This window comes from Vibrio sp. 10N.247.310.23, assembly GCF_041467155.1.
Lineage (GTDB): Bacteria > Pseudomonadota > Gammaproteobacteria > Enterobacterales > Vibrionaceae > Vibrio > Vibrio crassostreae_C.
In genome coordinates this window covers 22,474-47,438 of record NZ_JBFSTZ010000030.1, presented here as the reverse complement: position 1 = coordinate 47,438, position 24,965 = coordinate 22,474, and the positions used below count along the sequence as shown (strand labels likewise).

The window sequence follows — 24,965 nt, the reverse complement described above, 5'->3', positions numbered from 1 at the left end:
AATCAATACTCTATGTCAAATCAATCCCAATTAATGTCGTTTAATATTGAGAAATGGTCTGCAAATTCGGCTGGTCTCAATTCTGTTGCCCAATGGCAAGCGTGGAGCACTAATTTAGATTGGCCACAAGATGGCTCAACTGAATTTAAAGCGATCCCACCGATGATGCGCCGCCGAATGAGTGTGCAAAGCAAACTTGCTGTCCAAACCGCGTTAACCCTATTAAAAGACACCTCGATTGATTATCTGGTCTTTGCTAGCCGACATGGTGAGTTGCATCGAACCGCCACTTTAATTCAGTCGATATTAGAAGGTGACGATGCCTCACCAATGGCGTTCTCGCAGTCGGTACATAATACCGCAGCTGGTCTAACCACCATTGCCGCCAAAGCACCGATTCCACTGACTTCAATAGCCGCAGGGCAAGATACTTTCCATAACGCTCTGATCGAAGCTTATCTTTACCTTCATCAATATCCGTCGCATCGAGTGTTAGTTATCGATTTCGACCAACCTCTGCCCGAGCTCTACCAAGAGTACGAAACACAGAACTTTGCTGATTATGCGCTGGGCTTAGTGCTCACCGCTGGCAGTGAATACTCTATTACTAGGACAGTAGAGACCAACCAAGCACCTTCCGTGTTACCACAAGGGTTACAAACGCTCCAACATATCTTATTAGGTACAAATAGGTGGGCTATTGCTGGCAAGCACCAAACTTGGTCTTGGGTAAATAACACCGAGACAGGTACAGCGTAATGAGCAGAGTAGACCAGTATTGGCGAGTAATCGCGACAGGCCTCTGCTTTACCATCTTTGGTTTGGGTGGCTTAGTATTGAGCTTCTTAATCTTACCGACTATCGCGCTAACCAATCCCAATACCATTAAAAGAGAGCTTAAAGCACAGCGATTAATCCGTTTCTCATTCAATGCGTTTTGCCAGATCATGAAGTTCACCGGAGCAATCGATTACCGAATTGATGGTGCAGAACTACTGCGTAACGACCGTAACTGCATTATCGTCGCCAACCACCCAAGTTTGATTGACTATGTGCTGATCGCCTCTCAACTTCCTCAATGTGATTGCCTCGTCAAAGCGGCCATTTGGGAAAACCCTTTTATGAAAAGGATTGTCAAAGCGGCAGGTTATATACCGAACCAAGCCCCTGACGATCTTTTAGAGCGCTGTGAAGAACGCTTCTCACGTGGCAATGTCATGCTGATTTTTCCCGAAGGAACTCGCACAACGCCAGGAATTGAACCATCCTTACAGCGTGGGGCGGCACAAATCGCGACTCGAACACAAACCGATTTACGCGTGATTCATATTACGGTTTCTCCGACATTCTTAACGAAAGAGAAAAAATGGTATCAAGTTCCTGCGTCGAAGCCCTTTTTTCATGTCGCGGTGAAAGGTAAAATAGAAGTCGAACCATTTATTGAAGGCTCAAATAATTTAACTTCGGCAGCAAGGCGCCTTAATCATCATCTTGCACAAACAATTTTCCCTTCCGAAGAAAACATTTAGCGTATCAATAACATAACAGGCGATATCGGCATTTCGAAAATACCTCATATAATGTAGAATCGCCCCCTTAAAGCAGCATTCAGATAAAGCATTAAGTAGGCCAAAGTGGAAACATTACACAACGAACTGAAACAACTGATCATCGACGCATTGAACCTTGAAGACATGAGCATTGATGAGATTGAAACGGAAGCTCCACTATTTGGTGATGGACTTGGACTAGACTCTATCGATGCCCTTGAGCTTGGCCTTGCTATCAAGAAAAAGTACAACATTGTTATCGATGCAGATGATTCAAACACTCGACAGCACTTTGCGTCAGTTGAAAATCTAGCGAACTACATCTCTTCTCAAACGAATAACTAGACAGATCTTTATGACACAAGCTAACCAACAAGAAGTATACAACCAGGTTAAAGATGCGCTTATTGAGCTGTTCGAGCTTGATGCTGAAGATATCACCCCTGAAGCTCATCTCTATCTTGATCTAGACCTAGACAGCATTGATGCCGTTGATTTGGTCGTTCACCTACAGAACGTCACAGGTAAGAAGATCAAACCTGAAGAGTTCAAAGCAGTGCGCACCGTTAATGACGTTGTCGAATCTGTGGTTGAACTATTGAAGGACGCCTAATGCGTCCTCTGCTGACTTTACTGTCGGCAATTATACTTTTCACTTATCCAATAGCGGTTTACTTTGGACTCAACAAGTTTGGCTTACAAACCGTTGGTATTGCCTTAGCCGCTATCTTTGCTGTACGCATTTTCACCGGCGGTCAGGCTAAAATCAAAGAGCTAAAACACCTAGCTTGGATCAGTGGAAGTGCCGGTATTGTTCTGCTGGCTTTAGGCTTAGCCTTTAAGCAACACGGCTGGCTAACCTATTATCCCGTTATCGTTAATGTTTGTATGCTGGTTGTATTCGCTTCGAGCCTATGGCAACCACAAACGATTATCGAACGTCTTGCTCGCCTTCAAGAGCCTGAACTTCCGCAAAGTGGCGTTGATTACACACGACAAGTCACCAAAGTGTGGTGCTTGTTCTTTGTTATCAATGGCTCTATTGCCCTTTACACCTGCTTCCAACCGCTAGAAGTATGGACCCTATACAATGGCTTACTCAGCTATCTGTTTGCAGGGTTACTCTTTGCAGGAGAGTGGGTAGTAAGACAGCGCATTCGTCAGAGTTAAATTGTTATGACCCAAACCGTATCTTACACCTCGTTGTCTGAGCTTCTCAGCCAGGACAGAACCCCTGAATCTATTGTCTGCTTTGACGACAATAGCGAGATTACGTGGCAAACATTTAACGACGACTTATCTCAACTCGTACAATTTTTGTCTTTATCCCCTTTTCAACGAATCGCGATTTGTACCCAAGACAGCTACCTATTTACGGTGGCCTTTTTGGCATGTGCAGCAGCCAACAAACACATCATCTTACCGGGCAACTACCAGCCATGTGCGCTTGCTGAGTTAAGTAAGCAGTTTGATTGCCTGCTAGTTGATAACTCGATTGGCGAAGTTGAGGTGAGTGACGTTCGTAATATCCAAACCTTATTGGATTCAAACACTGAAGCACAAAAACCTCTAACCGAGAATCTTACGACCATTGATTTGGCAACAGTCCCATTAACTCTGTTCACTTCAGGTTCAAGTGGCACGCCAAAAGCGATAGATAAAACGTTAGAACACCTAGATATTGAAACGGCTCAGTTACACAAGAACTGGGATGCTTTACTCAAGGGAAACCGAATCCAAAGCACCGTTTCCCACCAACACATCTATGGCCTGCTGTTTAGAATCTTATGGCCGCTCTGTTCTGGTGTGCCATTTGCTCGAAACAACCTTGAGTACCCAGAACAAATTCTGTCTCATGCCAATAAAAACTGTGTACTGATCAGCAGCCCAGCGCTACTTAAACGATTAAAGCATGAGACCAACAAGGTACAACTTGCAGGAATCTTCTCTTCGGGTGGTCCATTGCCTACCGAGTCGGCTCACCAGTCACGAGATCTGCTTGGTCATTTACCGATTGAAGTCTTTGGTAGCACAGAAACCGGTGGCATCGCATTTCGTCAGCAAGAGAGCGCTCAAACGCCTTGGCAACTTTTTGCCTGTATTGAGGCTAGTCTCAACAGTGAGAATTGCATTAAGTTATTGTCGCCGTACATCGATAAGAATAACTGGTATCAAACCTCTGATGAGTGCGAGATGGTCTCGGAGAATCAATTCATATTGAAGGGCCGAACGGACCGAGTGATCAAGATAGAAGAAAAGCGAGTATCACTGGTTGAAGTGGAAAAGCGACTGGAGCAACTGCCTTGGATAAGTGAGTGCGTGGTTATTCCATTTGAGGAGCCTGAGCGATTAATATTAGCCTCTGTTTTGGTATTATCAGATGAAGGCCAAGCCGCTCTATCGACCATGAGCAAAGGTAAATTCTGGTTGATGCTGCGTACAGAACTCAGAAAGTGGTTAGAGCCAATCGCAATCCCGAGAAAATACCGTGTTGTCGATGAGATCCCCCTCAACAGCCAAGGTAAGCGATTAACATCTCACATAGAACAGCTAATAAAATCATAGAAACCGCTGATCGTATTTTACACTGAGATTATCTTTTTATATTTTTGTCAAAGAACCAATATTTGCCCAAGGATTCTAAGCACGCCCTATGGATAAAAGAAAACCAAACATCATTGCTGTAGACACGGTAGAAAATGAATCGACCCTGACACTTCATGTTAGCGGAGATATCACCGACTTTAATGGGCACTTCAAGAGCTTCCCTATTCTACCGGGCGTCACGCAAATTGATTGGGCACTTCACTACGCAGTCCAAGAGTTAGGCGTTCCTGGTTTCTTTAAAGGAATGGAAGTCATTAAGTTCCAAGAGCCTATCCTGCCTGACGCTACAATCCAGCTATCACTCAAATGGGATGCTGACAAAGACAAGCTGAGCTTTAGTTACACATCAAACAACGGTGAACAGACCCACTCTTCAGGCAAAATGAAGCTGGGAGAAAAAAGTGAATAGCGCTCCCGTCGAGGCTACTTCTCAACACCACACAAAAGAAAGCAGCTACAAGGCTTGCTTCCTTATCCCGTGCTTTAACCATGGCGCAACCATGCCGGCTGTGGTGTCGTCACTTCATCATTTTGAGTTACCGATCATCATCGTTGACGATGGCAGTGAACTCACAACAAAACAGTTTCTGTCTCCCCTAGCAGAGAATTCAAACGTAACCTTGGTGACGCTTGAACAGAACCAAGGTAAAGGCGGCGCAGTAAAAGCCGGAATCAAAAAAGCGCAGCAACTAGGCTTTAGCCACGCTATTCAGATAGATGCTGATGGGCAACACGACCTGGAAGCCTTGCCAACATTGATTGAGGCCTCACAAGCTAAGCCACAACGTCTGATATCAGGCCAGCCTATCTACGACGACAGCGTACCCAAAGCAAGGCTCTATGGGCGCTACGCGACACATATCTGGGTATGGATAGAAACCCTTTCTTTATCAATTAAAGACAGCATGTGTGGCTTTAGAGCGTATCCTATCAACCAAACTCAAACTGTGTTGAATAAGTACGATGTTGGTTCGAGAATGGACTTCGATATCGAGATTTTGGTTCGCCTGTATTGGGAAGGTTGCGACATAGACTTCGTTGAAACGCGCGTTATCTATCCTGAGAACGGCATCTCTCATTTCGATGCGTTGTGGGATAACGTCAAAATCAGTTGGATGCATACACGTCTATTCTTCAGCATGCTGCCAAGAGCACCAAAACTGATTGCTCGCCATTTCAAATCCGATTCAGCTGATAATAACCCAAATTTATCGACTGATTCAGAGCCGCAAGCTTCTGAACAACCACACTGGTCCCGCACTCAAGAACGCGGCACAGTATTAGGCATTAAGCTGTTATTAGCCATTTATACCTTGTTAGGTCGCGGTGTGTTCAACCTCATTCTGCGTGGTGTGATGCGTTACTACCACTTGACGGGCCAGCGTGCGCGAAACGCTTCCGAACAATATCTATTCCAATTAAAAGCCTATGCGGAACAGCAAAATATTGAGCTCCCCGGAGAACTAACCAGTTACAACCATCTGCTTTCATTTGGCCATACCATGCTCGACAAGCTCGCGGCATGGAAAGGTGATTTCTCGGCAGATAACCTGACTATTCATGGCCAAGACCAGTTCGAGAGCATGGTGGCAAATAAGCAAGGTGTGCTAATCCTTGGATCTCACCTTGGCAATATTGAGCTGTGCCGAGCTTTAGGTCGCAGACACTCGAACATCAAAATCAACGCCCTGGTTTTTACAGAACACGCCGAACGTTTTAATTCCGTGATGAAAGCGGTTAACCCGCAGTCTGATTTAAATCTGATTCAGGTGACATCGATGGGGCCTGATACCGCTATCTTGTTACAACAGAAACTAGAGCAAGGCGAATGGATCGTGATTGTTGGCGATCGAACTTCCACCAGCAAAGAGAGCCGCTCAGTATGGGCTGAGTTCTTAGGTAAGGAAGCTCCATTCCCTCAAGGTCCATTTATGTTAGCCTCGGTTCTCAAAGCACCCGTATTTTTGCTGTTTGGGTTACGTGACGACTCACAATCTAAGCCGCATTTTAATGTCTATTTCGAGCATTTTAGCAACAAGATCGAGCTACCAAGAAAGACTCGCGAACAATCTTTACAGCAAGTCGTGCAAAAATACGCAAATCGACTTCAGCACTACACACTGCAAGCACCGCTTCAGTGGTACAACTTTTTTAATTTTTGGACATTGAGCAAGCACCATGACGAAAAAGAATCCAAATAGCATCACCTTTGGTGCCGAGCGCCTCACGATTGAGGATGTTGTCGCTATCTCACAAGGCGCAAAAGCCTCGATGAACACAAGTGAAGCATTCACATCTAAGATCGACCGTGGTGTCGCTTTCTTAGAACGCCTATTGAAAGAAGAAGGTGTGATTTACGGTGTAACGACGGGTTACGGTGACTCATGTACGGTTGCGATTCCGCCAAACCTAGTTGACGAGCTACCACTGCATTTAACACGTTTTCACGGCTGTGGTTTAGGTGAAATATTGTCTCACGAACAAGCTCGTGCAGTCCTTGCAACTCGTCTTTGTTCGTTATCACAAGGTGTCTCTGGTGTGACTCACGATCTACTCAACCAGATCGTTACCCTAATCAACCAAGACATCTCACCACGCATTCCTCAAGAAGGATCGGTGGGTGCCAGTGGCGACTTAACACCTCTGTCTTACTTAGCCGCAGCACTGATTGGTGAGCGTGATGTAATCTACAAAGGTGAAGTGCGCCCAACCAGTGACGTCTACAAAGAGTTAGGAATTAGCCCTATCAAACTTAAGCCAAAAGAAGGCTTGGCGTTGATGAATGGTACGTCTGTAATGACGGCATTAGCTTGTATCGCTTACAAGCGTGCGGAATATCTAGCTCAGCTATCAACTAAGATCACCGCTATGGTATCAGTCGGTATGCACGGCAATGACTTCCATTTCGATGAAGCGCTGTTTGCAGTCAAACCTCATCCTGGTCAACAACAAGTTGCTGCATGGCTGCGTGATGATCTGCAAGCGGATCGCCCGCCACGTAACAGTGATCGCCTCCAAGATCGTTACTCTCTGCGCTGTGCTCCACATGTTATCGGCGTGGTTCAAGACTCTCTGCCTTGGCTACGCCAAATGATCGAGAACGAGCTAAACAGTGCCAACGACAACCCAATTATCGATGGTGATAATGAGCGCGTACTGCACGGTGGACACTTCTACGGTGGACACATTGCAATGGCGATGGATACGTTAAAAACTGCAGTTGCGAACCTTGCTGATCTGCTTGACCGTCAAATGGCTCAGCTGATGGACTACAAGTTCAACAACGGTTTGCCATTCAACCTAACGGGTGCTGAAGGCGAACGTAAGCCAATCAACCACGGCTTTAAAGCAGTACAGATTGGCGTTTCAGCTTGGACAGCAGAAGCATTGAAACACACCATGCCAGCAAGCGTATTCTCTCGCTCAACTGAGTGTCACAACCAAGATAAAGTGAGTATGGGCACCATCGCAGCTCGTGACTGTTTACGCGTTCTAGAGCTAACCGAACAAGTGGCAGCAGCGTCACTACTGGCGGGGACACAAGCACTCGAACTTCGTAAGCGCCACAATGAGCTTGATGAGCACCACATGAGTGAGAACCTCAAGCACATTCGCGACGAAGTGCTTAAGGAGTTTGAATTTATCGTAGAAGATCGACCACTTGAAAGCGATCTACGCCACTTCATTGCTCGTATTCAAAGTCAGCACTGGTCACTTTACTCATAAAGTAGCCAACCCTTTACGCAATATTGTTGAGAGCGATTTATGTCTGAAATCCTTCACCCATTACAATCTGAGGTGACGCTTATCTCCTCATTCCAAGATGCCGACCCAATGGGCGTGATCTATCACGGCAACTACTTCCGATTCTTTGAAGAAGTTAGGCGCATCATGATGGATAAGATTGAGTACAACTACCATGAGATGAAGGATTCTGGCTACATGTGGCCTATCATCGATACCCGCGTGAAATACATTAAGGCGATACCGTTTAATCACAAGATTAAGGTAACGGCGAAACTCACCGAGTGGGAAAATCGCCTGCGCGTCGATTATGAAATTCATGATGCTCTAACCGGTGCTCGAATGACACGTGCTCACACCATGCAGGTTGCCGTCACCATCGAAGAACAAGAGATGTGCTTTGCCTCACCCAAAGTGTTTACTGACAAAGTCGAACACTGGCACCAATTTGGTTGCTTACCTCTAGCAACTGAACATCAAACACAAACCTCTAACCCACAGCAGGTGAACCATGAATCTGTTTAAACGCAGTCGCAAATACATCAATATCGCGCTAATTGGACTTACTGCGATGATGGCAAGCGGCCTTGTAAGCGCCAAAGAAAACTCTGCTGCTGTCAATTCTATTTCAGAGCTGCAGACGGTGCTCAGCGAAAATAGTATTGTGCGTGGTGAGTTCACTCAAACACGCAGTATGGAGATGTTCGCCCAGCCTTTAACGTCACAAGGTACATTTCTGTTAGACAAATCAAGTGGCTTACTCTGGACACAAACCACTCCGTTTCCCGTGAACTTAGTGCTCACCGATAACAAACTGAGCCAAAGGTTTGCCGATCAACCCGCAAAAATCATCACCGACAAAGAAAATCCAATGGCGTTTTATTTCAGCCATATCTTCTTGTCAGTGTTTCATGGGGACACGCAAAAACTTCAGGAACAGTTCGCACTCAATTTTGAGCCCGCAACTAACACCAGCTCTGATGAAAATGTACAAGCATGGACACTGACTCTAAAGCCCCAAAATGCACCGATGAATGCGGTGTTTGAGGCTATCACGCTGCAAGGCAACAGCGATATTGAACGTATTGAGTTGAAAGAGATTCGTGGAGATAGCACAGTGATCGAATTCAGTCAGTTAAGCCATCTACCGGAAGTATTATCAGATGCTGAAGCGAAACAATTCCAACTCTAGTCTTGCCCTTGTTTGGCTTGTTGTTGTAATGCTGTTTAGCGGGTTGTTGACCAAACAATTCGCTTTTTCTTCGTCGGTACCGATTGAAAGCAACATTCTAAAGTTACTGCCCGAAAACCAGCAAGACCCAATGGTAGAGCAAGCCTTTCAGCAGATATCCAGCTCGATGAGCGAGCAAGTGGTATTTATCATAAGCGCTCCCGATATCGAACAAACCATGGTTGCGACCGACGCTTTTGAAAAAGCTCTCAACCAAAGAACTTTTTCAAGTCAGCCAACTCTGTTTAAGCAAGTTCAAGGTAAAATCAACGCCAGCACTCAAAGCCAGTGGAGCGATTTCTATTTTCGTCACCGATCTCAACTGCTGACCCAACAACAAAAAGAGACGCTGACACACTCGCCTGATTCGCGAGCTCAATATGTCATTCAGTCTCTGTACAATCCATTCTCAGGCGTCACTGCAGCAGAGTTATCTCTCGACCCATTCTTGTTATTTCGCGACTACATCAGTGCTATTGGCGTCCAATCAAGTAACTTTGTTCTGAAAGAGGGCTATCTCACGGCCCAGTCGAATGAGCAAACTCATATTTTAGTCACGGCTACTCTGGCGGACTCACCTTATAGCTTGGCGATTCAAGAACAACTTCCAGGTCTTGATTCAATTGAGCGCAAGCTCGAAAAGCAGTTTGGTGTCAAAGTGCAGCATACCGGTGTGGTGTTCTACGCCAATTACGGTACCGAAAGCGCGAAATCAGAAATCAGTACCATTGGTTTGGGCTCATTGGCAGGTGTAATTTTATTGGTGTGGCTGACGTTTCGTAGTGCCCTACCACTTGCCTTATCCTTACTTTCCATCAGTACTGGATTGTTGGTTGCGTTGGCAAGCACCGTCGCTATCTTCGGCAAGGTTCACCTGTTTAGTTTGGTGTTCGGTGCCAGCTTAATTGGCGTATCCATCGACTACTCTTTCCATTACCTAACCGATCGTTTGGCGGCTGGTAATCTATGGCGAAGCGACAAAGGGTTGAAACATATTATCGTTGCGATCACCTTGGGTCTGATCACCAGCTTGATCGGCTACCTAGGTCTGTTGGTGGCACCTTTCCCAGGTTTACAGCAACTTGCTCTTTTTTCGTCGATTGGACTGATCGCAGCTTACGCCAGTGTAGTGTGTTGGTATCCGGTTTTAGCGGCAAAACCAAGCCAAGAACGACCTCTTCCCTTATCGAAGCTTTGGCATACTTGGTTAAGCCTCTGGAGCAACCAAAAATTTAGAATTGGCTTACCATTAATAGTGACTGTCGTTAGTTTGATATCACTCAGCCAAATTCGCTACGACGACGATATTCGTCAACTTCAAGCGATGCCAGATCAACTCAAACAGCAAGAGCAAGCCATTACTGATATCTCAGGATTAGGCAGCGGTCAAAATATGCTGCTGGTGACCGCCAAGAGCGACCAAAAACTGCTAAAAAAACTGGCTGAGATCACCACGAGCTTAGATTCTTTGGTCGATAGCCAAGGTATCTCCGGATATCGCAGCATCAACCAACAATTGTTAAGCAAACAAGAACAACATGATAACTATCAATTGGTTGAACAACTCTACAGCCAGCAAAGCCATATCTTACAGAACACGCTTGGTTGGCCTAGCTTTCCAGAATTACCTAAGTTCGAAGCAATCACGGTATCTGGATTTTTAGAATCACCAGTGTCAGAACCTGTTCGACCACTTTGGTTAAAGCCGATAGACGGACAAGCAGCGTCGGTCATTTTGATAAAAGACGTCACTGATGCTGAGCTGTTCTCACAGTGGTTGGAGTCAGATTTTGCTCAGAAGCAAGGTGTGAAACACCTCAATAAAGCGGATGAAATCTCCTCTCTTTTTGCTGAGTACCGCGTCAAGATTACCGAGCTGTTATTGATAGCATTGGCAGCTATTGGCATGCTGTTAGGCTGGCGCTATGGTGTGAAGCAAAGCCTGTTAATGCTGCTGCCTTCATTGATTGCAGGCGTAGCAGGTTTGGCGGTCACGGGCATTTTAGGCTCGACACTGAACCTATTTAACCTGCTTGGTTTGATTCTGATTTTAGGGATTGGAATAGACTACACCCTGTTCTTTGCTGAGCAAAAGAAATCGCTGAGCACCTTATTAGCGATCACCTTGTCAGGTCTCACAACACTACTTTCATTCGGCTTACTGTCGCTGAGCCAGACTCATGCTATTCATAGCTTCGGGGTGACGGTTCTGACAGGGATCTTTGTCGCTTGGCTGCTTTCTCCACTCGCGATCAACAGTAGTAAAAACGTAGAAGGACCAATTACTCGAGAGGCTTTTAGATGATCCAGACATTAAAGGTAACCTTCGCCATACTAGTGGGCATTCTAATGAGTGCCTGCTCGATGGTTTCTCAGCAGCCAAGTGGTGCGAGCGTGTCTATCGATCAAGACACCGATCTAGCACTACCACTGCCAGCTGAACTGGGATACTCATTAACAGCCAGTCAGTTGATTAGCGCTACGTGGGAAAATGATACACAGCAGCTTCCGGTTCAAGTCGAAGTCACACCAGGTAAAGTGGTTTTGGCGGGGTTCTCCTCTTGGGGTACTCGCATTCTATCGCTGCAATACCAGAATCAAGTAATTGATACGCAGGTTTTGTCTGGGCTTGGCGCAACTTTGCCACAACCTGAACAGGTGCTATTTAATTTAATGCTTACCTTATGGCCGGCTGAAGCATGGGCTCAGCCTTTACAAAGCATAGGTTGGCACCTAGTCGATACCGACAAAACAAGAACCGTATTTGATGAAAACCAACAGGCAATCATTCAAATTGATTACCAAACAGATCCTGGTACACACAAAACGGCAGGCGACATTGTTTTCAAACATTTGACCCTGGGCTACAACATCACCATACAAACGTTGAACTCAACGATTGTCGACAATCCAAGTAAGAGTTGAACACTATGCCTATTTACATCCAAGACTGTGGTTTCCACTCAGCGCTAGGCTCAGAGATTGCCGATATTCATGGCTGTCTAAAAGACGAGCGTGAATCAAATATGGTCGAAGTGCACGATATGCTGAACGATGGTAAACACACTGTCGTTGGTCAGATCGCGGGTGAACTACCACCGATTCCTTCAGATCTTACGCAATACGCCACTCGCAACAATCAACTGGCGCTGTCGGCTCTTCACCAAATTGAAGATTCTATCGAGCAAGCCAAATCTCAGTTTGGCGCAGATAGAATTGCTGTTGTTATTGGCACCAGCACATCTGGGATCTCCGATGGTGAAGCAGTCTTCAAACAAAAATTGGCAAACGGCGAGTTTCCAGCAGATTACCATTACTCAAAACAAGAGCTTGGTGATACCTCAGAGTTCGTTAGCCAGTATTGCGCATTAACGGGGCCAAACTACGTCATATCTACGGCTTGCTCATCCAGTGGCCGCGTATTTCTGACCGCCCAGCGCTTATTAGATTCAGGTATGGCTGATGCCGTGTTAGTGGGTGGTGTGGATACCTTGTGTAAGCTGACACTCAATGGTTTCCACGGTCTTGAAGCACTCTCAACAACACATTGTAAGCCATTTAGTGCAACCCGAGAAGGTATCAACATAGGAGAAGCAGCGGCATTTATGTTGCTCAGCAAAACAAAGTTAGCCGGTGTTAATGCAGCACAAGACACGTCAAACATTGCCTTATTGGGCTGTGGGGACAGCTCTGATGCACACCACATTTCAGCGCCTCACCCTGAAGGCAATGGTGCTGAACAAGCAATGAAAAAAGCGTTACATTCTGCACAGTTAAACGCAGAAGACATTGGTTATATCAATGCACATGGTACAGCAACGCCACTCAATGACTCGATGGAAAGTAAAGCCATTCATCGTATTTTTGCAAACAAGGTTCCCGTCAGTTCTACCAAACCGCTGACCGGGCATACTCTAGGCGCAGCAAGTGCGATTGAGGCTGCAATTGCGTGGCATATTTTGAAATATGACTTACCGCTTCCCTTACAAAAATGTCAGGATAAAGCTGAAGATATTGAGATTGATTTGGTAAACTGTTCACAGAAACTTAAAGCAAAGAACATCTTAAGCAACTCGTTTGCTTTTGGTGGCAACAACATTAGCCTGATTTTTGGTGTAGTAAATGACTGATATCCCTTCTGTAGACCAACTTCTCCCTCACGATGATCCGATGATATTAATCGATCGTGCTATCAGCGTAGAGGCGTTGTCGATCCACTGTCAGGTCGATATTGGTGACCATAATCTGTTCTTTGACGCCGAATCTCAAACGGTACCAGCATATGTTGGAATCGAGTTTATGGCGCAGTCTGTAGCGGCATGGTCTGGATATCACGCACTTAAAAACGGCACCACGCCCCCAATCGGATTCTTACTCGGCTCTCGTCGCTATAAATCACTGTGTGATGAGTTTACTCAAGGTCAGACCCTTGATATCTACGCCGAACAGATGATGGAAGACAGCGGTATGGCTGTGTTTACCGCAAGAGTCGAAGACCGAGGTGAGTTAGTGGCTCAATGCCAACTCAACGTCTACGTGCCGACCGAACAAAAATTACAAGAAATGAAAACTAGGAGCCCATCATGAGCCGTCAGGTTTTAGTCACTGGTGCCAGTAAAGGTATTGGTAAAGCGATCGCTATTCAACTCGCGAAAGACGGGTTTGAAATCGCCGTTCATTACATGGGTGACAAGCAAGGTGCTGAAGAGACGCTAAAGTCGATCACCGAACTGGGTGGCGCTGGACGTCTTATTCAATTTGATATCAGCAAACGAAGCGAGTGTCGCGAAAAGCTTGAGTCTGATATCGCTGAACATGGTGCTTACTATGGTGTAGTGAACAACGCGGGCATTACTCGTGACACTGCATTCCCCGCGATGACGGAAGAAGAGTGGGATGGTGTGATCCATACCAACCTAGATAGCTTCTACAACGTACTTCACCCTTGTGTAATGCCTATGGTTCAAAAGCGTAAAGGTGGCCGTATCGTCACTCTAGCGTCGGTATCCGGCATTATGGGTAACCGTGGTCAAACTAACTATGCTGCAGCAAAAGCGGGGGTGATTGGCGCAACTAAGTCTCTTGCTCTAGAACTCGCAAAACGCAAGATCACGGTAAACTGTGTCGCTCCTGGCTTAATTGACACAGGTATGGTTGACGAGCACGTGAAAGATCATGCACTTCCTCAAGTACCACTGCGCCGTATGGGTGAGCCGGAAGAAGTAGCCGGCCTAGTCAGCTACCTAATGTCTGATATTGCAGGCTACGTAACTCGCCAAGTGATTTCAGTAAATGGAGGCTTAGTATGACCCGCCGCGTTGTTGTAACTGGAATGTCTGGTGTTACTGCTTTTGGTAACGACTGGCAACAGATAGAGCCTAAGCTAAAGGCCTGTGAAAATGCGACTCAATATATGCCAAGCTTCGAGCAATATGATGGTCTCAACACAAAACTTGCCGCGCCTATTGATGACTTCCAACTGCCTAAACACTACAAGCGTAAGCAAGTGCGTGGCATGGGCCGTGTATCACGCCTAGCTACCGTTGCGACTGAGAATGCATTGGAGCAAGCCGGCTTAATTGGTCACGATGTATTGACCAATGGCGAAACTGGTATCGCTTACGGCTCTTCAACTGGCAGTACCGATGCGGTTGGTGCTTTCGGAGTAATGCTGAACGAGAAGTCGACACGAGCAATCACAGCAACCACTTACGTTCAAATGATGCCACACACAGCCGCGGTAAACGTAGGTCTGTTCTTTGGTCTGCGTGGCCGCGTGATTCCCACCAGCAGCGCCTGTACTTCAGGAAGCCAAGCCATTGGTTACGCCTATGAAGCGATCAAGCATGGTTACCAAACCGTAATGGTTGCCGGTGGTGGTGAAGAGTTATGCCCAACTGAGTCTGCCGTTTTCGATACCCTTTTCGCTACCAGTTTAAAAAACGACACACCCAAGAAATCCCCTAGCCCATACGACAGCGAGCGTGATGGCTTGGTTATCGGCGAAGGCGCTGGAACCCTGATCCTTGAAGAGTACGAACATGCTGTTGCTCGTGGCGCAAAGATCTACGCAGAAATCATAGGTTTTGCGAGCAACTGTGATGCGGCTCATGTGACTCAACCTCAGATGGAAACCATGCAAATCTGTATGGAGAAAGCATTGAGAGACGCACAACTTCCAGCTGAGAAGATTGGCTATGTTTCTGCGCACGGTACTGCGACTGAAAAAGGTGATATTGCAGAGAGTAACGCGACAGCGAATATCTTTGGTGAAGTACCAATCAGCTCTCTTAAGAGTTACTTTGGCCATACGCTTGGTGCGTGTGGTGCAATTGAAGCGTGGCTCAGCCTAGAGATGATGCATAGCGGTTGGTTCAGCCCAACCCTAAACCTTAAGAATGTCGATGAACAGTGCGGCAAGCTCGATTACATCACGGGCTCAGGTCGCGAATTGGATGTTGAATACTTGATGAGCAACAACTTTGCTTTTGGTGGAATCAACACCTCTATCATCTTCAAGAAAGTCTAAGCTTAGCTACATAAAACGCTAAGTAAATAAAAAGGGCCAGTAACCAAGTTACTGACCCTTTTTTGATTCTATCAATCGCTCAAATTAAGCGTTAGCTTCACGCTCAGCGATGAACTCAAGAGCCATCTTGATACGAGCGATTACGCGCTCTTTACCAACAAGCTCCATCACTGCATCAACAGAAGGAGACTGACCGCCGCCTGTTACTGCTACGCGAAGTGGCATACCGATTTTACCCATGCCGATCTCTAGCTCTTCACATACTGCTGCGATAACACCGTCTTTGATGTTTGCAGTCGTGAAATCTTCAAGCGCTTCAACCTTAGCAAGCGCAAGCTCTAGTGGGCCTTTAGCAACACCACGTAGGTGCTTCTTCGCTGCGCCAGCTTCAAACTCAGAGAAATCTTCGTAGAAGTAACGAGATTGCTCAGCAAGTTCGATAAGCGTGTTACAACGCTCGCCAACTAGCTTGATCACTTCAGTGATAGCTGGACCGTTTGTTGTATCGATCTTCTGTGCGTCTATGTGCCATTGCAGGTATTTTGCAACGTACTCAGGCTCAGATGTCTTGATGTAGTGATTGTTCAACCAAAGTAGCTTATCAGTGTTGAATGCAGAAGCAGACTTGCTGATAGCGTTCAGGCTGAAGAATTCAATCATCTCTTCTTGAGAGAAGATCTCTTGGTCACCGTGAGACCAGCCTAAACGAACTAGATAGTTGTTTAATGCATTTGGTAGGTAACCTTCATCGCGGTATTGCATTACAGAAACAGCACCGTGACGCTTAGAAAGTTTCGCACCGTCATCACCAAGAATCATTGCACAGTGAGCGAACGTTGGAACTGGCGCGCCTAGTGCTTCATAGATGTTGATTTGACGAGGTGTGTTGTTGATGTGGTCTTCACCACGAACAACGTGTGTGATACCCATGTCCCAGTCATCCACTACTACTACGAAGTTGTAAGTTGGTGCACCGTCTGTACGACGAATGATCAGGTCATCAAGTTGGCTGTTTGCGATTTCAATGCGACCACGGATTTGGTCATCAAATACTACGCTGCCTTCTTTAGGGTTACGGAAACGGATAACGCACGCATCGCCTTCTTTTGCTGCTTCGTTTGCTGCAACAATTTTAGGGTGGTTAGCATCGTAGCGAGCCATTTCTTTGTTTTCTTCTTGCTCTGCACGAATTTCATCAAGCAGCTCTTTAGACGCGTAGCATTTGAATGCTTTGTCTTCAGCAAGTAGCTTATCAACCATTTCGTTGTAACGGTCAAAACGCTTAGATTGGTAGTAAGGACCTTCGTCCCATTCCATACCCATCCATTGCATGCCTTCTAGAATTGCATCAACCGCTTCTTGAGAGTTACGCTCAAGGTCTGTGTCTTCGATACGTAGAACGAATTCACCGCCTTGGTTTTTAGCGAATAGCCAAGAGTAAAGTGCAGTACGTGCACCACCAACGTGAAGATAGCCAGTTGGGCTAGGAGCAAAACGAGTTTTAACCGTCATTTAAATACCTTGATTATGTAGGTGATTCTTTTAGTGCTCGCCATTACAAGGCCTGCAATAGTCAAACATCACTAAATTTTGGGCGCTATTTTATCACCACCGCTTAAATCTACAATCAGTAGTGAATGATTAATGCGCGGATCTTGTGCGAAAGCCACTGTAGAAAGGCCAAATTCAGCTTCGATGTAGCAAATCTATAGTCTGAGCCAATAAATTATAGCCACGCTTTTCTTTAACTCCCGCTTATTTCACCAGCGTACCCCACCCATTAATATGCCACTAATATCAAATTCTTGAATTTATGTTTGACCTTACCCTTACGGGAAGGTTTATGTTAGGCGTAGATGAGAATTGGAGTATCGATATGAACCACTACACAACGGCGCTCAACGGCCTAAATTGCATGGGTTGCGCGAAGAAAGTTCGCACACTGTTTAGCGATCTCGACAGCACGATGATTAATGACATATCGCCGACCTACATCGATATTTCGACTCCATTTAGTTACATTCAGCTCAACGAACAGTTAGCAACGCTTGGCTATTCAATGGGTAATCAGCTGCACCTTTCGCTATCCGGTCTGAGTTGCGGCAAGTGTGTGAGCAAACTGACTAAAGCGCTTGAACAAACTGAGCAAGCCTTAAACCTAGAAGTCAGCAAACAGGAATTATCACTGGTTACTCTGCTTTCTGAGTCTGAGGTGATTAAGCTGGTCGAAAGCCTGGGTTACCACGCAGCTCCCTACTCAGAAACGAATGACCTTTCATCGAGTTCAGATTTAGAAGACGAACAAGCAGATAAAAAGAGTGAAGATAAAACCGCAGCTAGCCAATATACCTATCACCTTGTTCTTGAGGGGATGACTTGTGCGAGTTGTGTCTCTTCGGTAGAGAAAGCACTGAAAAAGAATGAGTTTGTCGACCAAGCTCAGATCAACCTTGCCGAACAAACTGCCTTGGTTTTCACCTCCAAAACACGTGATCTCATTGAAAACAAGCTCATCGAATCAGTCAAAGCTGCGGGGTATGGCGCCGAGTTTGTTGATGATGCGGCAACACAACAACAAAAACAGCAAGAGCAACAACTTCGCACTCAACAGGCCTTCCTAAAAAATTCAGTGAGTGCGCTACTGCTTGGGGCACCGCTAATGGCATGGGGCGTGTTCGGCGGCAGCATGACCATTACTACATTTAACGACCAACTGGCTTGGGGATTCATTGGTGTGGTTTGTTTAGTGTTGTTAGCCACTTCTGGACGCAGCTTCTTCACCAATGCTTGGCAATCCTTGATGCATAAACGCGCGACCATGGACACGCTAGTAGCTTTGGGTACAGGCGCAGCATGGTTCTACTCAATGTTGGTTGTGCTCATTCCATCGTGGTTCCCTGAAGCTTCTCGTCATGTCTATTTTGAAGCAAGTGCGATGATTGTTGGCCTTATTTCTTTAGGTCACTACATTGAAGCCAAAGCCAAAGCACGCACCACTAAGTCTTTACAGGCGCTGATAAACTTACAGCCTCAAAAAGCCGTGGTTATCGTCGATGGTAAAGAGCAAACCATCGCCGTAGAGGCCATCCAAGTTGGCATGCAAGTTCGAGTAAAGCCGGGAGAAAAAGTCCCTGTCGATGGTGTCGTGGTTTCGGGTGAATCTTATATCGATGAATCCATGCTGACTGGCGAACCACTGCCCAACGTTAAATCGATTAATGATGGCGTTTCAGCAGGAACCATTAATGGTGATGGCAGCCTGATCATTGAAGCGACGGGAATTGGCTCAAGCACTATGCTGGCTCGAATCATTCAAATGGTTCGCCAAGCGCAAAGCAGCAAGCCTGCGATTGCTAAGCTTGCCGACTCTATCTCTGCCGTTTTCGTTCCAGTTGTGGTTGCGATCGCAGTTTTTGCCGCCCTAGTTTGGTTTTTTGTTGGCCCACAACCAAGCGCCAGTTACATGTTAGTGGTATCAACCACAGTGGTGATCATCGCTTGTCCATGTGCCTTAGGCCTTGCGACACCACTTTCAATTACTGTCGGCGTTGGCAAAGCCGCTGAGTTTGGCGTTCTGATCAAAGATGCCGATGTGTTGCAATCTGCAAGCAAAATTGATGCTGTCGTGTTTGATAAAACAGGCACCCTAACCCAAGGTAAGCCAACCGTTCAGCAAGCCTTTTATGGCGATTTATCAGAACAAGAATTACTGGCTTGTGCTTATTCAGTAGAAGTAGGATCTGAGCACCCACTTGCCAAAGCCGTTTGCCAATATGCAGAGAGCTTGGAAGTTTCAGTACTCCCACACAGCGAATTTGAAAACCAACGAGGGCTTGGGGTTCAAGCAACAATTAACGGCAAGAAAGTGCAAGTTTGCTCGCTTAAGTACCTCACCCAATTAGGTATCAATACAGAGGTTGGCGCGGATTTCATCGAGCTTTGCCGCTCGCAAGCGTGGACGCCTATTTTCATTGCGATTGACCAAAAACTGGAAGGCATATTGGGCATTTCAGACGCGTTAAAAATAGATAGCAAACAGGCGATAGCTCAACTAAAATCCGCCGGAATTCACACTGTGCTATTAACGGGCGACAACGACTCTGTAGCTCAAGCGATAGGTAAAAACGTCGGTATCGACGAAGTGATTTCAGAAGTGCTTCCAGAGCAGAAAGCTCAACACATTGTTCAGCTGCAACAGCAATATAAGAGTGTTGCCATGGTCGGAGACGGTATTAACGACGCGCCTGCACTTGCTCAAGCAGATATAGGCATAGCAATGGGCAGTGGCAGTGATGTCGCGATTGAAAGTGCGCAAATGACGCTACTCAACTCGTCGCCACTGTCTGTCAGTAACGCGATCGAGCTATCTCAAGCGACCGTGAGAAATATGAAGCAAAACCTATTTGGTGCCTTCATCTACAACTCGCTTGGTATTCCTATCGCGGCCGGTGTGCTTTACCCATTTTTCGGATTTCTGCTTAGTCCAGTAGTTGCAGGGGCAGCGATGGCGATGTCGTCAATTACTGTAGTAAGCAATGCCAACAGGCTGAGATTGTTCAAACCAACTCATTCTAATATTAATAAAAACCATATTCATGAGGTTAACCATGATTCGTAAAATTATGACTCTTACTGCACTCGCTGCAATCTCAGGACAAGCTTTAGCTACTGATGTTCTAAACCACAAATCTCCATACTGCGGCTGCTGCACAGAATGGACTGAACATATGCGAGATGCTGGGTTCGATGTTACTGAGAAGCTCCACGATGATATGAACCCAATCAAGCAGAAACTAGGGATAACACAAGAGCTAGCCTCTTGCCACACTGCAGAGATCGACGGATACGTATTTGAAGGACACATTCCAGCAGATGACATTAAAGCCTTTCTAGAAAACCCACCACGTAATGCGATTGGTTTAGCGGTTCCGGGTATGCCAATGGGTTCGCCAGGCATGGAATATGGCGATAAGAAAGACGAGTATTCTGTGTATGCGTTTAATGAAAAAGGTCAGGTGTTTGAATACCGTCACTACAACGGGAAATAGAACCTAAACAGACCAACACACAGCAATAAAAAGAAGTCATAAAAATAGAGCCTAGCATTCAGTAAACCCAAGACTGTGGTTTACTTGCTAGGCTCTTTGCTTTTGGACAGTAAAGCAAATCTTGTCGCGGCACCAACCGGGCTGTTAGTACCGCTATGTTCCCCTCGCTAATTAGCTAGCAAGCTATTTAGCAAAAAGCTATTTAGCGAAGAAGCTCACTCGGCTAATAATCTAATAGACTAAGCAACCAAGCGAATCAGCTTAGAAGCCGTAAGAAGCACCGAATACGAATGCGTTGTTCTGCTTAGAATCGCCGTTTGCGAAATCTACACCGTTAGCTTGGCTACGGAATTCAAAGTAAGGTTGAACACCTTGACGAGTCCATGTTGCACGTAACTCGTGGTCCATCGCTTCAGCATCAATCATGTATACGTTGTTGTAGCTAAGCGCTAGGTCAGCATTCACTGTGTAAGCAATGCGGTTATCCATGCGGTAGTCTGTGTCAGCATTAGCTGAAGTATCATCGATGTGTGCACGAGTACGGTTACTAATAGAGATGCCGTTGTCGAAGTTGTAACCGATCTTAACTAGTGGACGGAACTGAATGCTTTCGCCTGCAGAGAATAGGTGTTGGTAACCCGCAGCAACCCATAGGTTGTCAGTGATGTTGAAAGATTGCTCACCACCTACAGTGATGCCTGGAGTAGTATTACCTGCACCGCCATTTTCAGATTCAAGTTTGCCCAGTTGGATACCATCAAACTCAGAATAAACCGTGAAGCCGCCTAGAGAGTTGTCAAACGTGTGACCAGCTTCTAGCGTAGAAGTCATGTCAGAACCGTGGATACGGCCATCGTCATGAATTTGGATGTTACCCGTTACGTAAGAAGAACCAGCAAAAGCACTAGAAGCGAAAGCAAGAGAAAGAGCACTTAGAGCGATAATTTTTTTCATAGTAAACTGCCTTAGTTTAATTTTTTCAGCGGCACATCTTCGGTACATCATTCACCTTCACCGCTTGAGTAGTTGGTAGCCTCCCTGGCATGAAATCTATGTTGCTCGAATTAATTCGCGTTTAAAAATAAAAGGGACAGCAGAGTGATCCCTCTCACTATCAAAAAAAGACAAGTTATTTAAAACTTTAAAATCAACAACTTAAAAACATAAAAATTGATAAAAAACTTAAGATGGAAAAATATACAGATCGGGATCACGTTATTTCACGAAGAAAAATTAGATCTAGATAGTTGAATCACATCTGATTTAGAGTTTTTTACAGGGGGCTTATTTTTTGAAGAGAATAATGAGAAGCGCGTCACTTTTGGGATTAAAGTCACCTTATGTGCATTGTTGATGATATGACCAAAGGCGATTTCTATATGTTTCAGTTTTGGATATGCACCTAATTCGCAGTAAACAAAAAGAGCTCCCGTTTTATCTTGAATAAGATAAAGGTCAGGAGCTCTTCTACTAATAGTGCTTATCGATTATTTAACTGAGGTCACTCGACTTACTTTCTCACCACTTTCTGAAATAGAGCGGATGTAAGTCTCACCAGAAACTGATGGACGTTGTTGCTCATCGTATGTTAGCCAGTTTTCGCCATCAGCAGAGTATTGCAGCTCTACACCTGGGAATTGAACGTTCATCGCTAGCTTACCGTCAACAACCTTCGCACCTGGAACTGGTAGTCGGTAATCAATACCCGCTTTTTCTAGCTTAGCTAGCTCACGTTGACCAAGAATATTCGCGAAGCGATTAAAGTCGCTGTTCAACGCTTGCTTATTCACTAAGTTAGTTTCTTGAGAGTATTCAACACCAACCTTGTAGTCGTTTTCCCAATCTGCTCGGTGCCATGCGCGCTCTGCTGCTGCCAATACGCGAGGGAACACCATGTATTCATATTGCTCGTCAGTACGTACTGTTTCTGACCAAAGTTGAGCTGACAGACCGTAGAAAGGTTTCGCTTCAACCTCACCTTTACCAGTAAAACCATTGCCATCACGGTCTAATGATGTTTCTGCGTTTTGTGGCATGTTTTCTGGTGCGAAGCCAAACATCTTACGAGTATCGGTTGCACGTGTTGCCCAGTAGTAACCACGCTCAGCTGCATCAACTTCGTATGGCATATCCATGTATACGTAGTCTGGGTTAGAGACAATCACGTCATACCCTTTTGCTGACCAATCGTATACTGATGAAGTTCCGCCCCAGTAAAGAACGTCCCAGAAGTTCACGCGTGTACTTTCGGTCGCAAATGCTTCCTCGCCTTCGCTGTATTTCAGACCATCTTGCCATGCTTGGAAGTGTGGAATACCCTTCTCAGCAACAATCTTAGAAACCTGTTCTGCGAAGTGGCTTGGTAAATGACCGAAATCGCTTACAGTACCATCAGCGATCAATGACTGACATTGTGGTGATTGTTGGAACGGCTTATCTTGCTTAGACAAATCGATGTTGCCTTTCCAAGCCACTTTATCTTCTGCATTAATATCTTGTAAGCCTGCGCCTAACTTGATGTTTTTCGCTTCATCGCCGCCGAAGTGCCAAGTCGTTAGCGGTACGCCCGCTTCTTGGTGCATTGCCGCCACTTCAGAGATTACTTTATCGACGAAGTGAGTTGATGACTCCATACATGGGTTAATGAAGCTTTGCTTATCGTAGAACTGAACCGTGGTTACATTCGATGTATCTTGCGGATCCATCAAGCGGTATTCGTTCGCTTCTGCTTCTTTGCCTTCCGCCATGAGACGAGTGTAACGCGCTTCCATTGATACCACAGCTGAACGAGCGTGTGCTGGCATATCAATTTCAGGGATAACTTCGATGCTGCGCGCTTTAGCGTAGCTTAGGATCTCGACGTAATCCGCTTTACTAAAGAAACCAGAGCCAAAGTTGTCTGTTGTTGGACCAGAACCTAGCTGAGGCAGTAAGCAGCTTTGTTCATCCAAATCAAAACAACGATTAGACCCTACATCCGTTAGCTCTGGTAAACCTGGAATTTCTAAACGCCAACCTTCATCATCCGTTAGGTGAAGGTGCAGTTTATTCATCTTGTATGCCGCCATTTGATCTAGCGTTGCTAGGATGGCATCTTTTGAGTGGAAGTTTCGAGCAACGTCCACCATCACACCACGATAATCAAAGCGCGGCGCATCTTTAATTGACAGTTGTGGTAATGATTCAGCGTTCTGACTATCTATTAGGCCAAAAATAGACTGAACTGCGTAGAAAGCACCCGTTTTATCAAACGCTTTAATTGCAATCCCCTCTTCCGAGATGCTTAGTTCATAAGCGCCAGATTTCGCTAAATCACCCGTAAACTGAGTAGGAACAACAGCGACACTCACAGGTAGGTCGCCACTCACATCTACGTTTACCACATCTGCACGTTCTTCAATTGCTGCGAATTGCTCAGCGTCGAATGCGTCTTTAGGTAGGGCAATACCACCAGCAATGCTAACTGAACCTTCACCGGCTTCTACCGACATTGGCGTTGGTAGTAAAGTAGTTGATACGTCTTGCGTTGCTAGATCAGCATTCTTTTCAAAACGCGTCACCGCTGTCGCCATTACGTTATTATCATCAGGCGTACGCTTAAGGTTATTACCCTCTAGACCAGTTACGAACGATGCAACATCTTCTGTATTCAATGATGCAATCATCTTAGGTTCTGCGTTTGGCGCCGTCACGAATGCACCTGGCATAAAGTCAGTTTCAAACAGTTGCCAGTATTCACTCGTTAACGGAAGAACCACTTCTTCACCAGCCGCAAAGCCGTCAAATTTTTCAGTAGGTTCTAGCTTGTGAAGGTCACCAGTAACGCGAGTGATCTTAAATTGCTCATTATCAACATCTAAAATAAGACGAATACTGTGGAAGTAGATGCTCCAATCTTTAGAGTCAATCGCTTCACCGTCATTGGTTAGCGTCATGTTCACTTTATTACATGACGCCCATTCAGCACCTAGGTCCTGACAAGCCAAGCCTTCATTCGCACCATGATTAGTTAGAATTTCGTACTGAACATCAAGATTATCAGCCAGTGCATTCACTACTTTTTGTTCTGGTGCTTGCGTTACTGCACAACCTGTTAGGCCAGCCAATACCGCTACAGATAGTAAGTTTCTCTTCAACATCGTATTCACCCATAAATTAAAAATTGAGTAAGAAGCAAAATGGAGCGCTTCGAAAGTTAGATAAACTATATGGGCTTATTTTTTACCGTGAATTAAATCGAGCTAATAAAGTGATCG

The 24,965-nt window shown here is 45.7% G+C and carries 22 protein-coding genes; 19 read left to right on the top strand and 3 right to left on the bottom strand.

The window, feature by feature from the left end; translation table 11 throughout:
- Positions 1 to 12: 12 nt before the first annotated feature.
- From AB6D93_RS19880 to AB6D93_RS19800, 17 genes are all read left to right on the top strand, one after another.
- Positions 13 to 759 carry a beta-ketoacyl synthase chain length factor gene (locus AB6D93_RS19880; protein WP_170967444.1) on the top strand — a complete coding sequence of 249 codons (747 nt, stop codon included), beginning with the start codon at positions 13 to 15 and terminating at the stop codon, positions 757 to 759.
- On the top strand, positions 759 to 1,529 hold the full coding sequence (locus tag AB6D93_RS19875) for a 1-acyl-sn-glycerol-3-phosphate acyltransferase (RefSeq protein WP_102333655.1): 771 nt from the start codon (positions 759 to 761) through the stop codon (positions 1,527 to 1,529). Before AB6D93_RS19880 ends, AB6D93_RS19875 begins: the two co-directional genes overlap by 1 nt.
- Before the next feature lie 105 nt (positions 1,530 to 1,634).
- Positions 1,635 to 1,895, top strand: coding sequence for a phosphopantetheine-binding protein (locus tag AB6D93_RS19870; protein WP_004736154.1), 261 nt, complete (start codon positions 1,635 to 1,637; stop codon positions 1,893 to 1,895).
- A 10-nt stretch (positions 1,896 to 1,905) separates the two neighbouring features.
- Positions 1,906 to 2,163 (top strand): acyl carrier protein, encoded by a 258-nt coding sequence (locus AB6D93_RS19865; RefSeq protein WP_004739745.1) that lies wholly within the window; start codon positions 1,906 to 1,908, stop codon positions 2,161 to 2,163.
- Positions 2,163 to 2,720, top strand: a complete 558-nt coding sequence (locus tag AB6D93_RS19860; protein ID WP_048669155.1) for a septation protein IspZ — start codon at positions 2,163 to 2,165, stop codon at positions 2,718 to 2,720. Before AB6D93_RS19865 ends, AB6D93_RS19860 begins: the two co-directional genes overlap by 1 nt.
- 6 nt (positions 2,721 to 2,726) lie before the next feature.
- Positions 2,727 to 4,115, top strand: a complete 1,389-nt coding sequence (locus AB6D93_RS19855; protein WP_102333656.1) for an AMP-binding protein — start codon at positions 2,727 to 2,729, stop codon at positions 4,113 to 4,115.
- Positions 4,116 to 4,203: 88 nt separating this feature from the next.
- A complete protein-coding gene (locus tag AB6D93_RS19850; RefSeq protein WP_017062276.1) occupies positions 4,204 to 4,566 on the top strand; it encodes a 3-hydroxyacyl-ACP dehydratase in 363 nt (120 codons plus the stop codon).
- Positions 4,559 to 6,358 (top strand): glycosyltransferase, encoded by a 1,800-nt coding sequence (locus AB6D93_RS19845; RefSeq protein WP_017062277.1) that lies wholly within the window; start codon positions 4,559 to 4,561, stop codon positions 6,356 to 6,358. The genes AB6D93_RS19850 and AB6D93_RS19845 overlap by 8 nt, the downstream gene beginning before the upstream one ends.
- Entirely contained in the window at positions 6,336 to 7,883 is a 1,548-nt protein-coding gene (gene hutH / locus AB6D93_RS19840) for a histidine ammonia-lyase (RefSeq protein ID WP_102333657.1), read from the top strand. Before AB6D93_RS19845 ends, hutH begins: the two co-directional genes overlap by 23 nt.
- 39 nt (positions 7,884 to 7,922) lie before the next feature.
- Positions 7,923 to 8,426 carry a thioesterase family protein gene (locus AB6D93_RS19835; RefSeq protein ID WP_102333658.1) on the top strand — a complete coding sequence of 168 codons (504 nt, stop codon included), beginning with the start codon at positions 7,923 to 7,925 and terminating at the stop codon, positions 8,424 to 8,426.
- The gene (locus AB6D93_RS19830; RefSeq protein ID WP_102333659.1) at positions 8,413 to 9,093 is read left to right on the top strand and encodes an outer membrane lipoprotein carrier protein LolA; all 681 of its coding nucleotides are present in this window, start codon (positions 8,413 to 8,415) and stop codon (positions 9,091 to 9,093) included. The genes AB6D93_RS19835 and AB6D93_RS19830 overlap by 14 nt, the downstream gene beginning before the upstream one ends.
- Positions 9,065 to 11,437, top strand: a complete 2,373-nt coding sequence (locus AB6D93_RS19825; protein ID WP_102333660.1) for an MMPL family transporter — start codon at positions 9,065 to 9,067, stop codon at positions 11,435 to 11,437. The genes AB6D93_RS19830 and AB6D93_RS19825 overlap by 29 nt, the downstream gene beginning before the upstream one ends.
- Positions 11,434 to 12,057, top strand: coding sequence for a DUF3261 domain-containing protein (locus AB6D93_RS19820; protein ID WP_029235193.1), 624 nt, complete (start codon positions 11,434 to 11,436; stop codon positions 12,055 to 12,057). The genes AB6D93_RS19825 and AB6D93_RS19820 overlap by 4 nt, the downstream gene beginning before the upstream one ends.
- Positions 12,058 to 12,062: 5 nt before the next feature.
- A complete protein-coding gene (locus tag AB6D93_RS19815; protein ID WP_017062283.1) occupies positions 12,063 to 13,262 on the top strand; it encodes a beta-ketoacyl-[acyl-carrier-protein] synthase family protein in 1,200 nt (399 codons plus the stop codon).
- Positions 13,255 to 13,719, top strand: coding sequence for a hotdog family protein (locus tag AB6D93_RS19810; protein WP_017062284.1), 465 nt, complete (start codon positions 13,255 to 13,257; stop codon positions 13,717 to 13,719). The genes AB6D93_RS19815 and AB6D93_RS19810 overlap by 8 nt, the downstream gene beginning before the upstream one ends.
- Complete coding sequence (locus AB6D93_RS19805) at positions 13,716 to 14,441, top strand: 3-ketoacyl-ACP reductase FabG2 (protein WP_017062285.1); 726 nt, start codon at positions 13,716 to 13,718, stop codon at positions 14,439 to 14,441. The genes AB6D93_RS19810 and AB6D93_RS19805 overlap by 4 nt, the downstream gene beginning before the upstream one ends.
- Positions 14,438 to 15,661 carry a beta-ketoacyl-ACP synthase gene (locus AB6D93_RS19800; protein ID WP_017062286.1) on the top strand — a complete coding sequence of 408 codons (1,224 nt, stop codon included), beginning with the start codon at positions 14,438 to 14,440 and terminating at the stop codon, positions 15,659 to 15,661. The genes AB6D93_RS19805 and AB6D93_RS19800 overlap by 4 nt, the downstream gene beginning before the upstream one ends.
- Before the next feature lie 84 nt (positions 15,662 to 15,745).
- Here the strand turns inward: AB6D93_RS19800 and gltX are convergent, their stop codons facing one another.
- Entirely contained in the window at positions 15,746 to 17,173 is a 1,428-nt protein-coding gene (gltX, locus tag AB6D93_RS19795) for a glutamate--tRNA ligase (protein ID WP_017071186.1), read from the bottom strand.
- A 301-nt stretch (positions 17,174 to 17,474) separates the two neighbouring features.
- Here gltX and AB6D93_RS19790 point away from each other — a divergent pair, with 301 nt between their 5' ends.
- The gene (locus AB6D93_RS19790; RefSeq protein ID WP_102333661.1) at positions 17,475 to 20,279 is read left to right on the top strand and encodes a heavy metal translocating P-type ATPase; all 2,805 of its coding nucleotides are present in this window, start codon (positions 17,475 to 17,477) and stop codon (positions 20,277 to 20,279) included.
- A complete protein-coding gene (locus AB6D93_RS19785) occupies positions 20,269 to 20,709 on the top strand; it encodes a DUF411 domain-containing protein (RefSeq protein WP_017064149.1) in 441 nt (146 codons plus the stop codon). Before AB6D93_RS19790 ends, AB6D93_RS19785 begins: the two co-directional genes overlap by 11 nt.
- A 261-nt stretch (positions 20,710 to 20,970) precedes the next feature.
- On the opposite strand, the gene AB6D93_RS19780 is transcribed toward AB6D93_RS19785, so the two are convergent.
- Positions 20,971 to 21,663: an oligogalacturonate-specific porin KdgM family protein gene (locus AB6D93_RS19780; protein ID WP_017064150.1), complete on the bottom strand. Its 693-nt coding sequence runs from the start codon at positions 21,661 to 21,663 to the stop codon at positions 20,971 to 20,973.
- A gap of 533 nt (positions 21,664 to 22,196) precedes the next feature.
- On the bottom strand, positions 22,197 to 24,848 hold the full coding sequence (locus AB6D93_RS19775; protein ID WP_017071188.1) for a beta-N-acetylhexosaminidase: 2,652 nt from the start codon (positions 24,846 to 24,848) through the stop codon (positions 22,197 to 22,199).
- Between the last annotated feature and the right edge of the window lie 117 nt (positions 24,849 to 24,965).